The 13,420-nt window shown below is 40.5% G+C and carries 13 protein-coding genes; 2 read left to right on the plus strand and 11 right to left on the minus strand.

Annotated features, from left to right (window positions below; translation table 11 throughout):
• Window positions 1-271: 271 nt before the first annotated feature.
• From JGE69_RS16580 to JGE69_RS16595, 4 genes are all read right to left on the minus strand, one after another.
• Window positions 272-1,711: an amino acid permease gene (locus JGE69_RS16580; protein WP_002118023.1), complete on the minus strand. Its 1,440-nt coding sequence runs from the start codon at window positions 1,709-1,711 to the stop codon at window positions 272-274.
• A 161-nt stretch (window positions 1,712-1,872) separates the two neighbouring features.
• Complete coding sequence (locus JGE69_RS16585) at window positions 1,873-2,232, minus strand: RidA family protein (RefSeq protein WP_000071347.1); 360 nt, start codon at window positions 2,230-2,232, stop codon at window positions 1,873-1,875.
• A gap of 10 nt (window positions 2,233-2,242) precedes the next feature.
• Entirely contained in the window at window positions 2,243-3,346 is a 1,104-nt protein-coding gene (alr, locus tag JGE69_RS16590; protein ID WP_199114045.1) for an alanine racemase, read from the minus strand.
• A 20-nt stretch (window positions 3,347-3,366) separates the two neighbouring features.
• A complete protein-coding gene (locus JGE69_RS16595) occupies window positions 3,367-4,632 on the minus strand; it encodes a D-amino acid dehydrogenase (RefSeq protein WP_001263969.1) in 1,266 nt (421 codons plus the stop codon).
• 136 nt (window positions 4,633-4,768) lie between these two features.
• On the opposite strand from JGE69_RS16595, the gene JGE69_RS16600 reads away from it, so the two are divergent.
• On the plus strand, window positions 4,769-5,236 hold the full coding sequence (locus JGE69_RS16600; protein ID WP_005804788.1) for an Lrp/AsnC ligand binding domain-containing protein: 468 nt from the start codon (window positions 4,769-4,771) through the stop codon (window positions 5,234-5,236).
• A gap of 41 nt (window positions 5,237-5,277) precedes the next feature.
• Here JGE69_RS16600 and JGE69_RS16605 read toward each other — a convergent pair whose 3' ends face one another.
• A complete protein-coding gene (locus JGE69_RS16605; protein ID WP_199114043.1) occupies window positions 5,278-6,423 on the minus strand; it encodes a DUF1624 domain-containing protein in 1,146 nt (381 codons plus the stop codon).
• A 75-nt stretch (window positions 6,424-6,498) separates the two neighbouring features.
• On the opposite strand from JGE69_RS16605, the gene JGE69_RS16610 reads away from it, so the two are divergent.
• Window positions 6,499-8,598: a TonB-dependent receptor gene (locus JGE69_RS16610; protein WP_199114041.1), complete on the plus strand. Its 2,100-nt coding sequence runs from the start codon at window positions 6,499-6,501 to the stop codon at window positions 8,596-8,598.
• 42 nt (window positions 8,599-8,640) lie between these two features.
• Here the strand turns inward: JGE69_RS16610 and JGE69_RS16615 are convergent, their stop codons facing one another.
• From JGE69_RS16615 to JGE69_RS16640, 6 genes are all read right to left on the minus strand, one after another.
• Window positions 8,641-9,018 carry a nuclear transport factor 2 family protein gene (locus JGE69_RS16615; protein WP_009387369.1) on the minus strand — a complete coding sequence of 126 codons (378 nt, stop codon included), beginning with the start codon at window positions 9,016-9,018 and terminating at the stop codon, window positions 8,641-8,643.
• A gap of 28 nt (window positions 9,019-9,046) precedes the next feature.
• Window positions 9,047-9,424: a ribonuclease E inhibitor RraB gene (locus JGE69_RS16620; protein WP_017399750.1), complete on the minus strand. Its 378-nt coding sequence runs from the start codon at window positions 9,422-9,424 to the stop codon at window positions 9,047-9,049.
• Between the two features lie 126 nt (window positions 9,425-9,550).
• Window positions 9,551-10,216, minus strand: a complete 666-nt coding sequence (locus tag JGE69_RS16625) for an RluA family pseudouridine synthase (protein ID WP_199114039.1) — start codon at window positions 10,214-10,216, stop codon at window positions 9,551-9,553.
• Between the two features lie 111 nt (window positions 10,217-10,327).
• A complete protein-coding gene (locus JGE69_RS16630) occupies window positions 10,328-11,029 on the minus strand; it encodes a DUF1003 domain-containing protein (protein ID WP_161283056.1) in 702 nt (233 codons plus the stop codon).
• An 80-nt stretch (window positions 11,030-11,109) separates the two neighbouring features.
• Window positions 11,110-11,613 (minus strand): DUF2867 domain-containing protein, encoded by a 504-nt coding sequence (locus tag JGE69_RS16635; RefSeq protein ID WP_033850938.1) that lies wholly within the window; start codon window positions 11,611-11,613, stop codon window positions 11,110-11,112.
• 487 nt (window positions 11,614-12,100) lie between these two features.
• Entirely contained in the window at window positions 12,101-13,300 is a 1,200-nt protein-coding gene (locus tag JGE69_RS16640; protein WP_199114037.1) for an MFS transporter, read from the minus strand.
• Between the last annotated feature and the right edge of the window lie 120 nt (window positions 13,301-13,420).

The raw sequence follows: 13,420 nt of genomic DNA on the forward strand, positions 1-13,420 counted from the left end.
AAGATGTTCAAGTATATTTTTTCCTTAATTGATAAATCGTTTGTCCTGATTTTTTTAAGTCACATTATTTATGTACTGCCTTCACGGCAATTTTAATTAATCAATCCGGGGTTCCAGATTAGCCGAAGTGTAGCATGTGATCCTGCTATATGTACTTTTCCAATACCCTCCAAACTGCTCTATTGATCCAAAAATAAACAATATTATTCCGATAAAAAATCTAATAAAAATAAAAAAAGCCAATCATGATTGATTGGCTTTTTAATAAAACTTAATGATCGTTGACGAGTTCACGTCCTAGTTTTTTCATGCGTGGTTTATACAACACATGGTAGGTAACACCTAAAATGACCAGCCATACTGGACTGACATATAAAGCTTTCAATGTATCTGGCTCTAATGCCAAGATGACTAAAGTGAAAAGCATAAATGCCAAAACAACATAACTCATCCAAACGCCACCTGGCATTTTGAATGTTGATTTTTCATGTAATTCAGGACGTAATTTACGGTAGCGTAAATAGCACACCATGATGAGACTCCAGACACTAATGAATAGAATCACACAGAGTGAGCTTGCCAAAGTAAATGCCTCCATTGTGTTTGGAACAAAATACTGAAGTACCGCCCCACCCATGATAAAGGTACAAGAGAAAATCAAACCATTTGAAGGAACTGCGCGTTTTGATAAGCGGCCAAATGCACCAGGTGCCTGACCATCTTTTGATAAACCAAACAACATACGACTGGTTGAAAACACGCCGCTGTTCATTGAAGACATCACCGAAGAAAGTACAACTAAGTTCATGATGATTGCTGAAACCGGAATACCCGCATTTAAGAACAACTCAACAAACGGACTTTTGTCTGCACGAATGTGATCCCACGGTGTTACCGACATCACAATAAACAGTGCCAATACATAGAACAAAATAATACGTACCGGAATCGCATTAATCGCTTTCGGTAAGTTCTTCTGCGGGTCTTTGGTTTCAGCAGCTGTTGTACCTACGAGTTCCACCCCGACAAAAGCAAATACAGCAATCTGGAATCCTGCCAAGAAGCCTTCTGTACCTTTCGGGAATAAACCGCCATGCGACCAAACATTACTAATGCTTGCAACAGCGCCTTGTGGAGCTTGGAAATGGCTGAAAATCATATAGCCACCCACTCCGATCAGGCCAATAATCGCCAGAATCTTAATAAGGGCAAACCAGAATTCGATTTCACCAAATAGGCGTACTGTCAGTAGGTTAAGGCCCATCACAAACAACACACAGCCTGCACTAATCATGGCTTGCTGTATTGGTGAGAAGCTTGCACCATCGGGTAGCCAGAAACCTAAATAGTTAATGACCGCTGAAAGGTCCGCAATACCCACCAGCACCCAACCTAACCAATAAGTCCAGCCCAAATAATAACCAGCCCAAGGACCAATCAGGTCATGAGCCATATCAACAAAAGATTTGTAATGCAGATTTGCAAGGAGCAACTCGCCCATTGCACGCATTAAGAAAAAGAACATTCCTCCAATAATCATATAGATCAAAAGGATTGAAGGACCTGCGAGGGAGATAGTTTTGCCCGAACCCATAAATAGGCCGGTTCCAATTGCACCGCCAATAGCAATCAGTTGTAAATGACGGTTAGACAGTTTTCGTTGCAGATGATCAGGAGAATTTTCCGTATCTGAATGACGAGCCGTTGTCATATTAAAATTCCTTTTTGAATTCCTTTGTTAAGATCAGCAACCTACGGCGAAAATTGAACCGTATGCCATAGGTCACTGAATCTGTTCACCAAAAATGACTGGTTAAACCGTATCTATCTTCCTTCTGTTAGATACATCATCATTTTTGGAGTAAAAACGAATTACTTTTGTGCTGCCGTCACGGCAATTTCAATTAACCAATCTGGATTGACCAAATCGGCCTGAATTGTGGCACGCGATGGAGCAACACACCCTTTTAACCAGTCAACCCAAATTGCATTTACGGTTGAAAAGTCAGAAAGATTTTTCAAATAGAGCTGTGCAGAGAGCAAGCGAGATTTGTCGGTATTGGCTAATGCCAAAAGTTCATCAATCGTTGCAAGAATTTCACGAGTTTGGCCTGCCACGTCTTGCTCGGTATTTTTAGGTACCTGACCTGACAGATAAACTACTTTGTTAAAAACAGTCACGGCGCTCATGACTTCGTTAGTGTTAATCTTTTGTATATCTGAATTAGACATTCGGATTTCCTTATACCTGATTAATAAATTGAACACGGGCGGTGACGGCACACATCAGTTCATAGCCCACTGTACCGGATGAAACTGCGACATCATCAATAGGTAAAACGACACCTGTACTTGATTGGCCCCAGAGCACCACTTCACTGCCGACTTTGGCATTTTCAATGCCCGTTAAATCGACTGCCAACATATCCATGCTGACGCGACCAATTGTGCGAGTGCGAACTGAGTCCACTAAAACAGGCGTACCTGTTGGTGAAATACGTTGATAACCATCAGCATAGCCACAAGCGACAATTCCAATCGCCATGGGCTGCTCTGCGACAAAGTTTGAACCATACCCTACACTTTCATTCGGCTCTAAATGCTGAACGGAAATAATTTCACTGCGTAAGCTCATGGTCGGTTGTAAGCCCCAGTCTGCAATACTATGCGTCGGGTAGTCTGGCGAGCTGCCATAGAGCATGATGCCGCTACGGGCATAATCTGATTTGAGCTGGTCTTGATAACGCAGAATTGCCGCACTATTACTTATTGATCTTTCGCCCGGTAACTCTTTAACAATTTCTTCAAAGGCAGTGATTTGATAATCAATACCCTGCTGGCCAAAACGATCGCCATCTGCATCTGAAAAATGCATCATGTGCGTAATCTTGGAGACATTTGCCAAGTTATTTAAACGTTCCCAAGCCTGAACATAGTGCTGAGGTTTAAAACCAAGACGGTTCATACCACTGTTCATTTTTAGGCAAACATCAAATTGAGCAGGATAAGGATGCTTTTCTACCCACTCGATTTGCGCTTCACTATGAATGGTGAAACTGAGTTGATATTGCACACAATCGAATAAGTCTTGAGGAGAGAAAATTCCTTCGAGCAATAAAATTGGACCTGTCCAGCCTAAAGCGCGAATTCGCTTTGCTTCATCAAGATCAAGTAAGGCAAAGCCATCTGCTGCTTTAAATGCTTCATAAACACGTTCAATTCCGTGTCCATAAGCATTGGCTTTTACAACGGCAAAGACCTTACTGTTTGGCATAGCCTTGCGTACCACCGCCAAGTTATTTTGTAAGGCTTGACGGTGGATGACTGCGGTAATAGGACGAGGCATGATTACTTTCCTAACGTCCGTTATGCAGCATGCGCGTGTGAATAACGCTGAATTGAAAGGCCATCGGTACTGATATCAGTCTTGTGATTCAATACGATGTCACTGATTAATTTTCCTGAACCACATGCCATTGTCCAGCCTAGAGTACCGTGACCTGTATTCAAGAACAGATTTTTAAAGCGAGTTGCGCCAATAATTGGTGTACTGTCTGGTGTCATTGGACGTAGACCCGTCCAGAAAGACGCCTGTGCCATATCACCGCCTGGGAACAAATCCTGAGTCACCATTTGCAATGTTGCACGGCGGTCTTCATTCAGGCCTAAGTTAAAGCCACTTAACTCTGCCATTCCACCTACACGAATACGTTGGTCGAAACGCGTAATCGCAATTTTGTAGGTTTCATCAAGCACTGTAGATTGCGGAGCAAAAGCAGGGTCAACAATTGGAATCGTCAACGAGTAACCTTTCACAGGATATACAGGCAACTGTAGATCAAGTGGTTTCAAGAAATCACGTGAATAGCTACCAAATGCTAAGACATATCGATCTGCGGTTAAGACCTTACCATTGACCTGAACGCCCTTAATTTCATCGCCTTCAACAATCAATTTTTCTACGTTCTGGTTGAACTGGAAGTTAACACCTAACTCTTTGGCAATTTGAGCTAAAGCATTGGTAAATAAATAACAGTCGCCTGTTTCATCATTTGGTAAGTGTAAACCACCAACCAATTTATCTTGCGCATTTGCCAACGCTGGTTCTACACGACCAAGTTCGTTGCCATTTAATAATTCGTAGCTTACGCCGCACTCTTCAAGCACGCTAATGTCACGTTGAACCGCTTCCATTTGTGCTTCTTTACGGAATAACTGCAACGTGCCTTTTGCACGGTTTTCGTAGTTAATGCCTGTATCTTTTCTAAGTTCACGTAAGCAGTCACGGCTGTATTCAGCCACGCGCATCATACGTTCTTTGTTAACAGCATAACTTTGTGGATTACAATTTTTTAGCATTTGAGCCATCCACTGTAACTGCCACATGCTGCCATCTAAATTAATCGCAAGCGGTGCATGGTGTTGAAACATCCATTTCACGGCTTTAAAAGGAATTCCTGGTGCTGCCCAAGGGGTAGAATACCCAGGCGAAATTTGACCTGCATTACCAAAGCTTGTTTCTTCAGCAGGACCTGACTGGCGATCGAGAACAGTAACCTCAGCTCCTTGTTGAGCTAGATAATAGGCACTTGCCACTCCAATAACGCCGCTACCTAAAACAATTACGCGCATTTCCATTCCCTCACGCACACCAGTTTATTTAACTAGTATATTTCTGCTTCAATAGTTTATTTCACTGTTTTTCAGGCTATAATCTAGGTAAATTTATGTTTTTCTCACGAGAATTTTAAAAAAAGAGGAAATATCTATGCGCCCCTTAGATCGTATAGATCGCATGATTCTGGATATTTTGCAGCGCGAAGGACGAATTGCGATTAGTGAATTGGCATCGAGAGTTAACCTGTCGACCACCCCCTGTTCGGAGCGTGTAAAACGCCTAGAACGCGATGGCATTATCATGGGTTATTACGCTCGGTTAAACCCAGCCTTTGTGGACCGTAACCTGCTTGTCTTTTTAGAAATTAAGTTATCTGCCAAATCTGGCGATGTGTTTGATCAGGTAGCCAGAGACTTAGTCGAAATTCCTGAAGTGCTTGAATGTCACCTTATTTCAGGCGAATTTGACTACCTCGTAAAAGCGCGTTTAAAAGAAATGAGTGCATATCGCCGCTTGTTAGGGGATCTGCTAAAGAAACTCCCCGCTTCGGCATCGTCACACAGTTATGTGGTCATGGAAGAAGTGAAAGAAACTCTATATCTAGATGTAAGCAAGTAAAGCGAGCATTAATTGAAATCGCTTTACTCACCTTTTGGAAATTAGAAATATTTTAAAATCGAAATATGTTTATTTTGATGTTTGAACTTCGAGAACCATTTAACCGCTGGGTAAAGTACAAAAGACAACACTATCGTGATTAACCAGAGCATCCATACATGATTGACCGACAAATAGTTTCCGTAGTTAGCTCCCCACACGTTTAACGCAAGCACATACATGAGTTTCAATACATATAAGTGCAATAAATAAAAGAACATAGGCACCGAGCCAAATACAACTAATGGTTTTAAAAACGAGTATTGCTGCATACGTTCAAAAGCAACCAGCACAATCAAGCCAATTCCAACATTCAGCAAAATAAACAGTAAAGACGGGGGATACTTAGTGAGGTTAAAAAAGCTCATAAGGCTCAGTTGTAATGACTCAAAATGCTGCCACGGCTGGTCGCCATAGACGTTGATAAAACGTAGTAAAACAAATAACCCAATACTTATTAAGCCAAGACTGAGTAAAGCGCGGCTTCTTGGATGTGCTGAATATTTTGAACTAAAGAACTGACCTAACGCATAGCCCAATAAAATCACGCCAATCCAAGGTAAAACCGGATAGCTTGTGCGAAGCTTAATACCTGCAAACTCAATCCAACCACGGTCATGTAAAACAAACCATATATTTTGTAAGATGCCTTGAGAGAAATGTACTGAATCTAATAAGTTGTGCCCAAAAACAATAACCAAACCTGCGCCCGCAAGAACAGGCAAAGGCAAACTTACACAGCACGCTAGCACCACCATGCTAATACCAATCGCCCAGATCACCTGTAAATAAATGACTTCGGGTGGAAAAGTTGCAGTCCATGCAAAGTTCACAAGGGTAAGCTCTAACACAATTAAAAATAAGCCACGCTTTAATAAAAAAGCACGTGTTTGCTGTAAGTCCTGTTTTTTTGACTGAAATAAAAAAGCAGAAATACCCGTTAAAAGTACAAAAACCGGAGCACAGATATGTGCCAATAACCGACTACCAAATAAGGCGGGTTCAGTCGCGGTCACATCCATTGGATCGGTAACCTGTTTATGTAAATAGAAAGTTTCTCTTACATGGTCGAGCAACATAATAAGGATAACCAAACCACGCAATGCATCAATCGACTGTAAACGTTCAATATTTTTTTCTATAGACATAGCAGTAATCAACAAAATAATGTAACGTTATACTATTACATTTAATTCCTTTTGTCTTTTTATGGCTGATTATTTATGCGACACAAATTAGGATTGTTGTCTTCGTTAGGTCTATCATTAATATCGACCCTCACTTGGGGAGAGGAAACATCAACGGTACTTGAGACCATACGCATTCAGGCCGAAAGCACCCGAGAAAATGTGAGCCAAAATAGCTCGGCAACTAAATTTACTCACGATGTTTTAGATGTTCCTTTTAACCGTGCTTATCTTTCTAAACAAATAATGGAACAACAAGACGTTCAACGAATTGATGACGCATTAAGCTTGGTGAGCGGGGTTTTTCATCAAAACAGTTTCGGTGGTGGCTTTTGGGATAATTACTCTTTCCGCGGTTTTAGTACCGATCCCAATTTAGGTGCCTCTATGATCCGCAACGGCTTGAGTGTCAACCGAGGGATTAGTGCTCCAAAAGATGTCGTAAATATTGAATCTTTAGAGTTTTTAAAAGGTCCAATGGCGGCGCTATATGGCCGCGGCGAAACAGGAGGTTTACTTAACCTCAATAGTAAAAAACCACAATGGGAAAGTGAAAGTGAAGTTAACTTACGCGCTAATACCCAAGAACAATACCGAATTAGTCTGGAACATACCGCGCCTATAAATGATGAACTGGCCTATCGTGTAGCAGTGGCTCATGAAGATAATCAAAGCTTCCGTGATCATGTCAGCAGTGAACGCTGGTTCTTTTCACCACAGCTCACATGGAAAATTTCAGACCAGACGCAACTCGACTTTGACAGCGAATTTACTGAGCATAAAGGAACCTTTGACCGTGGGGTCAGCACAGTCAATCACCAATTTGTGATGGATCCGAAAACATTTACAGGTGAACCTGACGACAGCGATTTAAAAATAAAAGATTACTTTTACCAATTACGTCTGAGTCACGAGTTTAATCCTGACTGGAAACTAAATAGTGCGGTCAGCTATAAAGACGCCAAAATGGTCGGTTTTGCAACCGAACCTCGGCGTATGCAAGCCGATGGACGTACTTTAGAACGTCAACGCCGTTATCGTGATTATACAAGTGAAGATGTCCTAGCTCAGACAGAGTTACTTGGCAAGCTTGATACGTCTTGGGCTCGTCATGAAATTTTACTTTCAACCGAGCTTGGTCAACTCGACTATAAACAATATCAACTGCGTCGGAACCATGATTCAAACTCTTCCACTACAGTAAACACAATTGATATTTACCAACCCGAATATGGCAAATATTTACCGAATCTAGCTCCGTTTACCGACACCAAAGAGCGCCAGCGTTACTTTGCGCTTAATGTACAAGACCAGATCTTTTTCAATGATCAATGGAGTGTGCTATTTGGCAACCGTTTTGATCAGGTCGAACAAGACTTTAAAAATCACCTAACTCAGACTGAAAATAATCAAACTCTTCACCAGAATAGTCCACGTTTCGGAGTAAATTTTAAAGCCTCTGAGCAATGGGCGTTTTATAGCAACTATGGCCGCTCATTTGCCATGAATAGTGGCATGAATCGAAATGGTCAGACTTTTGCTCCTGAAAAAGGCGAAAGCTATGAAGTCGGTACCAAATATAAAATAAACGACCAAAGTGTGCTGAGTCTCGCTTTGTTTAAAATGAAAAAACAGAATGTACTGACGACAGATCCAATCGACAGTAACTTTCAAACCGCAGCAGGTGAAGTAAGTAGTAAAGGGATTGAGTTTGATTTAAATAGCCAAATCAATGACCGCTGGTTCGTCAATGCCAACTATAGTTATACCGATGCTCAAATTGAAAAAGACCAAGACTTGGCAAAAGGCGCTCGTCTGAGCAATGTTCCAAAACATCAAGGTTCAGTAAGCACCAATTATGAGTTTCTCCAAGACGACGCAAGAAAAGCAGGTGTAGGCGCTAACCTTACCTATGTGGGTGAACGCAGCGGGCATAACCTAGACAATGGCTTTAATTTACCAAGTTATACGCTGGTCAATTTAAATGGCTACTATGCCCCATCTGATCGCTTACGTTATCAGCTCAATGTAAATAATCTGTTTGATAAAACCTACTATGTCTCAAGCTATAGCGATTTATGGGTTCAACCAGGTGAACCACTGAACGCCTCAATTTCGGCACAGTGGAAGTTTTAATTCATACATAAATCAAAAGCCCGAATTATTTCGGGCTTTTTATTAGAACATACCATTTTCATTGATGAGTGGGTCGGGCTGTACTTGCCCAATATCCCAAAACTCAGCAATTTTACCCTTTTCAAAACGGCAAATATGAACCACGGCCAAGGTGGTTAACCCATTCATTTGCATTTCAAGTTTTGAATGCACAGCAACCAAATCACCCTCTTCAATGACATGTTGAACATCAAAGACTTTGTTGGGAGTTTCAATTGCACTTTCACGCATCCCTTCCTTCAAAGAAGTCGCATCACCCGCATAATAAGGGTTGTGATGCTTGAAGTTCGGCGCAGTGTAATTGCTGTAAGCTTCATCAACTTCACCAGCTGCGGCAAGCTCTAAAAACCGTACTGCAATTTGTTTTTGAGATAAGTTCATGATTATCTCCTACTCTTTATTTTAGACCTTACTGCAACAGGTCATCTTCTTCGTCTTCCTCAAAGACATAGGCCATACAGCCCCATCCATCATATTCGCCCTGAAATTTCTCAGCGATGCTGGCAAACCATTGTTCCAAGTCAACAATGTCTGAATACTCAGGTTCCATGTTAACGAAGATGGTAATCACCCACTCATTTGGCTCAACAGAGTCATCTTGAAAAAGTGAAACTTTTTGTTCTTGGTAAAGCAAATAGAGTGCACATTGCTCTGCATTTTTCTGATCTTGAAAAGCAATTGAAAATTCAATTTCATGCAGCTCGGTTAAATCATCCCCATCTTCAGCCATTTGCCAAAGTACGTTGCCGTTATCGTCATCTGGAAATTGTTCGTAGTCACGAGTCATAAAATGATCCTTGTTGTTGTCGCAGTATTAATATTATTCGACATTAAGAATACCCGACTTTTATTGCAGTTTGGGTATATATTCCGTTCCCAATTGCATCAAATTAATTTTTTAATTATATAAATTTTAAAAAGGCACTTGCGACTCAATCACCACATCCGTTCCATTTATTGGATGCTGAAAAGCCAAATATGCGGCATGTAAGGCCATGCGGTTTAAGTGAAAACGTTTAGGCTCAGGGTGATATAACTTGTCCCCCATAATCGGATGTCCTATATGCATCATGTGCACACGTAACTGATGCGAGCGTCCTGTTACGGGTTCAAGTAATACTCGACTTTGATCTGTTGTTTCATCATAAACCAACGGTTGAAACAACGTTTTAGCATTTTTGCCTAGTTCAAAATGTACAATTTGTCTTGGGCGATTTTCCCAATCGGTAATGAGTGGAACTTCAACGCTGCCCTCTTGTGCGACTTGGCCTTGTACCAACGCAATATAATGTTTTTTGACAGTTCTGGCCTGAAACATTTTACTTACAGCAACTTCTGCACCACGATGCTTGGCAAACATAAGTAAGCCCGACGTCGCCATATCTAAACGATGCGTCACTTTAGCCAAAGGGAACTTTTCTAGCACCCGTAAATAAGCGCTGTCATGATGCTCAGGTAACCGTCCCATTACCGACAACAAACCCGCAGGTTTATCAACCACAACCAAATCATCGTCTTCAAATAAAATTGAAAGCGGATCTTGTGGCGGAGCGTAAACAAAGTTGTCGTTTAAAGGCATGGTCGTAGAAACAGCAATGGAGCATGGCGGCAAATCATAAAGAAATTTCAGACCTACCGCAAAATAATCTATAACGCTCTACTCATGTTCCACGTGAAACTCAGAAAATCTTTACCGTTTTTTATTCATTTCAGCCAAAAGATCGAGCTGAATTTCTTGAATATGCGCAAGTCTTTCCCACTGATGCGATAAAAGGTGATCCATTTTTTCATGCAAATGGCGAATCTCAAGTTCGGCTTTTAAATTAATTTGATAATCATGTTGAGAACGTAAACGGTCTTTTGCTTCTTGGCGATTTTGGCTCATCATAATAATAGGTGCTTGAATTGCAGCTAAACATGACAATACTAAATTCAGCAAAATAAAGGGATAAGGGTCGACGGGACGGACTACCATTACGACCGTGTTTAGAATAATCCAACCTGTCAAAAATAGAGCAAAGCAAATGAGAAAAGCCCAGCTACCACCAAATGTTGCGATTTTATCTGCCAGTTTTTCCCCAAACGTCCATTTTTGATCAAAGTCGGATTCGGTATTTCGGCTAATTAGCTCATGGCGTTGCATACTGCCAATCACTTCATTTTCTAAATTAGAGAGTTCACCCTTTTCGGAACGTAAAATTGATTGAACGTACTTAATTCGATAATCTGCCAGATCGGCTCGACAAATAAAACTTGAGTAATTCCAATCTGGATAGTCTTTTAAAATTTCATCACTAATCACTTTACGAATGACTTCACCAGACACTAGATCTTTTAAAGGAAAATTTTTCCCACAAACGGCGCACTGCCGACACTGATTTTTATTCTCCATATTATTCAGCTCTTTATTATGATATTAAGATTATTATATAAACAATTTTGGCTGATCACATCGTAAATAAAAATAGTAATCTAACCTAAAATCTGTAAAGTCGCTGGTACGATTTTTCGATGGGCAGGAATTACAGGTAGCATATACAATCGCCCAAGCCAATTTTTAATATGCACTATTGTAGTTACGGTAAGCACTTGGGTATCTTCATTTTTATAAATAGATAAAGTCACATTTAAGTGCTTGTCATCGTCTCCAATCACTAATTCATTTTCGGTACGCTGCAAAAAAGTAAAAATTCCAATTCGGTCGCCTGCCACATACTCATTTTCTTTTTTATGAGTATCAATCTGCTTAAAACTTCCTAAATCTTTAAGCCCAATCTTTGAAGTAATTTTATTACGCATATTCATGCTCCACTCTATCCACTGCGGAGTGTGCTGAAATAGCTTAATAAGTTGCTGAAATACATTTAGGTCGGGCTGACCAAGCACAATACTCCACGAATCGTGGAAGTAAGCATTATTCAGTTGAGATGAGATTTGACTGTCGGTAGGTAAAGCAGAAAGATAAGGCTTATTCATAAATTATATTCTTGTAAAGTATCGTTTTTATTATAGAGAATTTTTTAGGGTGTCAAGGGAAAACATCTATGGTTTACTTCAACAATTATAACTTTGTAAGTTAGAACCTTTTGCCTATAAACTTTTGATCTATAGCGTCCTAAGCCGAATCGAGACCTTTTGGGTGAGTACACACTAACGTTATACGTTTTGGTGCATGCTACTCTTTTCGATCCCTATCACACCCTTGAGATATAGTTTAGCCAGCACCCTGCGGGATTGTTTTTCTAAGAAAAGCTAATTTTTAATATTTTTGGGAATTTTTACGCCATTAAACAAAGTTAAAAGAATTTATTCCCATTTACCAATAATTAGTTAAATTTAAATTCCACTTTATTTGTGTTTTTCGGTTTATTTTACCAAATCATTCATTGTTTTGACCAATAGGACATCAGGCTATAAAAAGTAAATTACCCTTCATTTTTTAGTCATGAAGGGCAAAAGCCTTTTATGAAGAGATAAAACCATGTTTACGGGCTTGGTAAACGGTACATAATGCGATCAAGGCAAAAACTAGCATAAACCATGGAAAAGAAGCTGCCCCAAAACTTTCAAGCAGTCCCCCGCCAATCATTCCACCGAATGCAATAGCAAGGTTAAATACAGTGACCAACATAGACTGTGCTACATCTGCTTCGTGTTCCGCAGTATTTGCCAGAGCTGTTTGTAATAAGGTCGGAGCTCCACCAAAAGTGACTCCCCATAACACAACACCCGCCAGTACGACAAAATTTGAAGAACTATAAACACCCAACAGCGCTGTTGCGATTGCAAAGATAAATAAGCTCAAAAGTGTTATTTTTCTTAATGAACGATCGATAAACATCCCTGTAATGAGAATGCCTACAATTGAAGAAATGCCGAATATAAACAGGATAGTCTCAACGTTGTATATCTGCCCTGTCGAGACCAAAAAGGGTGAAATATAAGTATAGAGAATGCTATGTGCCAATATCCAAAGAAAGACGACTGCTAAAACAGCTCTAATGCCCGGCATTAAAAGAACTTTTAAAATGGGTAACCTTTTTTGCGCTGACTGCCCTACAAAATCAGGAATGCTAAAACGAATCCAGACAAATAAAATCAATGCCAATAAAGACATGATCCAAAACACACCACGCCATTCAAACAATGTTCCCAACCACGCACCCAAAGGAACTCCTATTGATAAAGCTATCGGTTGCCCAACCCCAGCGATTGCTAAAGCTCGTCCTTGATACGATGCAGAGACCATGCGTCTTACATAACCCGCTAAAAGCCCCCAAATAACACCCGCTGCCATCCCTGCAATAAAACGAGCAATTAAAGTCAGAGTATAGTCATTTGATAAGGCAGTAATCGCATTAAATAAAAGTAACCCTGCAATAGCACTGAGTAATAAGGGTCTCCGATTCCAACTACGCGTAAGGCTAATCAGCGGTATTGCCGCTAAAACAGAACCTAAGGCATACACTGCTATAAGCTGCCCTGCATAAGCTTCTGAAATATGTAAGCCTTGACTGATTTGGGGCAAAAGCCCTGCTGGCATGGTTTCTGTCATGATGGTTAGAAAGCCTGCAACTGTAAAAGCCAACAATTTCCAAATCGGTAATTGAGCAGAAAACTCTTCGGTTAACTGACGAGGTGTTTCATTACTCTTCATATTCATAAAGCTTAACTCTCAATTTCGCTTGCAAGGTACTTACCCTGCTCTGCATCGCTATAAACTTGTTTTATAAGGTTAGGATGGGAAGGCATTTGTTCTCCATGTAAACTAAAATCACTATTA

This window comes from Acinetobacter sp. C13, from assembly GCF_016809775.1.
In the GTDB taxonomy this organism is placed as follows: domain Bacteria; phylum Pseudomonadota; class Gammaproteobacteria; order Pseudomonadales; family Moraxellaceae; genus Acinetobacter; species Acinetobacter pittii.

Excerpts from the sequence above, each read along its gene's own strand:
- JGE69_RS16630 (WP_161283056.1), bottom strand. The coding sequence starts at position 11,029 with ATGGAGAATAAAAATCAGTGTCGGCAGTGCGCCGTTTGTGGGAAAAAT.
- JGE69_RS16635 (WP_033850938.1), bottom strand. The coding sequence starts at position 11,613 with ATGAATAAGCCTTATCTTTCTGCTTTACCTACCGACAGTCAAATCTCA.
- JGE69_RS16610 (WP_199114041.1), top strand. The coding sequence starts at position 6,499 with ATGCGACACAAATTAGGATTGTTGTCTTCGTTAGGTCTATCATTAATA.
- JGE69_RS16615 (WP_009387369.1), bottom strand. The coding sequence starts at position 9,018 with ATGAACTTATCTCAAAAACAAATTGCAGTACGGTTTTTAGAGCTTGCC.
- JGE69_RS16580 (WP_002118023.1), bottom strand. The coding sequence starts at position 1,711 with ATGACAACGGCTCGTCATTCAGATACGGAAAATTCTCCTGATCATCTG.
- JGE69_RS16640 (WP_199114037.1), bottom strand. The coding sequence starts at position 13,300 with ATGAATATGAAGAGTAATGAAACACCTCGTCAGTTAACCGAAGAGTTT.
- JGE69_RS16585 (WP_000071347.1), bottom strand. The coding sequence starts at position 2,232 with ATGTCTAATTCAGATATACAAAAGATTAACACTAACGAAGTCATGAGC.
- JGE69_RS16595 (WP_001263969.1), bottom strand. The coding sequence starts at position 4,632 with ATGCGCGTAATTGTTTTAGGTAGCGGCGTTATTGGAGTGGCAAGTGCC.
- JGE69_RS16620 (WP_017399750.1), bottom strand. The coding sequence starts at position 9,424 with ATGACTCGTGACTACGAACAATTTCCAGATGACGATAACGGCAACGTA.
- JGE69_RS16600 (WP_005804788.1), top strand. The coding sequence starts at position 4,769 with ATGCGCCCCTTAGATCGTATAGATCGCATGATTCTGGATATTTTGCAG.
- alr (WP_199114045.1), bottom strand. The coding sequence starts at position 3,346 with ATGCCTCGTCCTATTACCGCAGTCATCCACCGTCAAGCCTTACAAAAT.
- JGE69_RS16625 (WP_199114039.1), bottom strand. The coding sequence starts at position 10,216 with ATGCCTTTAAACGACAACTTTGTTTACGCTCCGCCACAAGATCCGCTT.
- JGE69_RS16605 (WP_199114043.1), bottom strand. The coding sequence starts at position 6,423 with ATGTCTATAGAAAAAAATATTGAACGTTTACAGTCGATTGATGCATTG.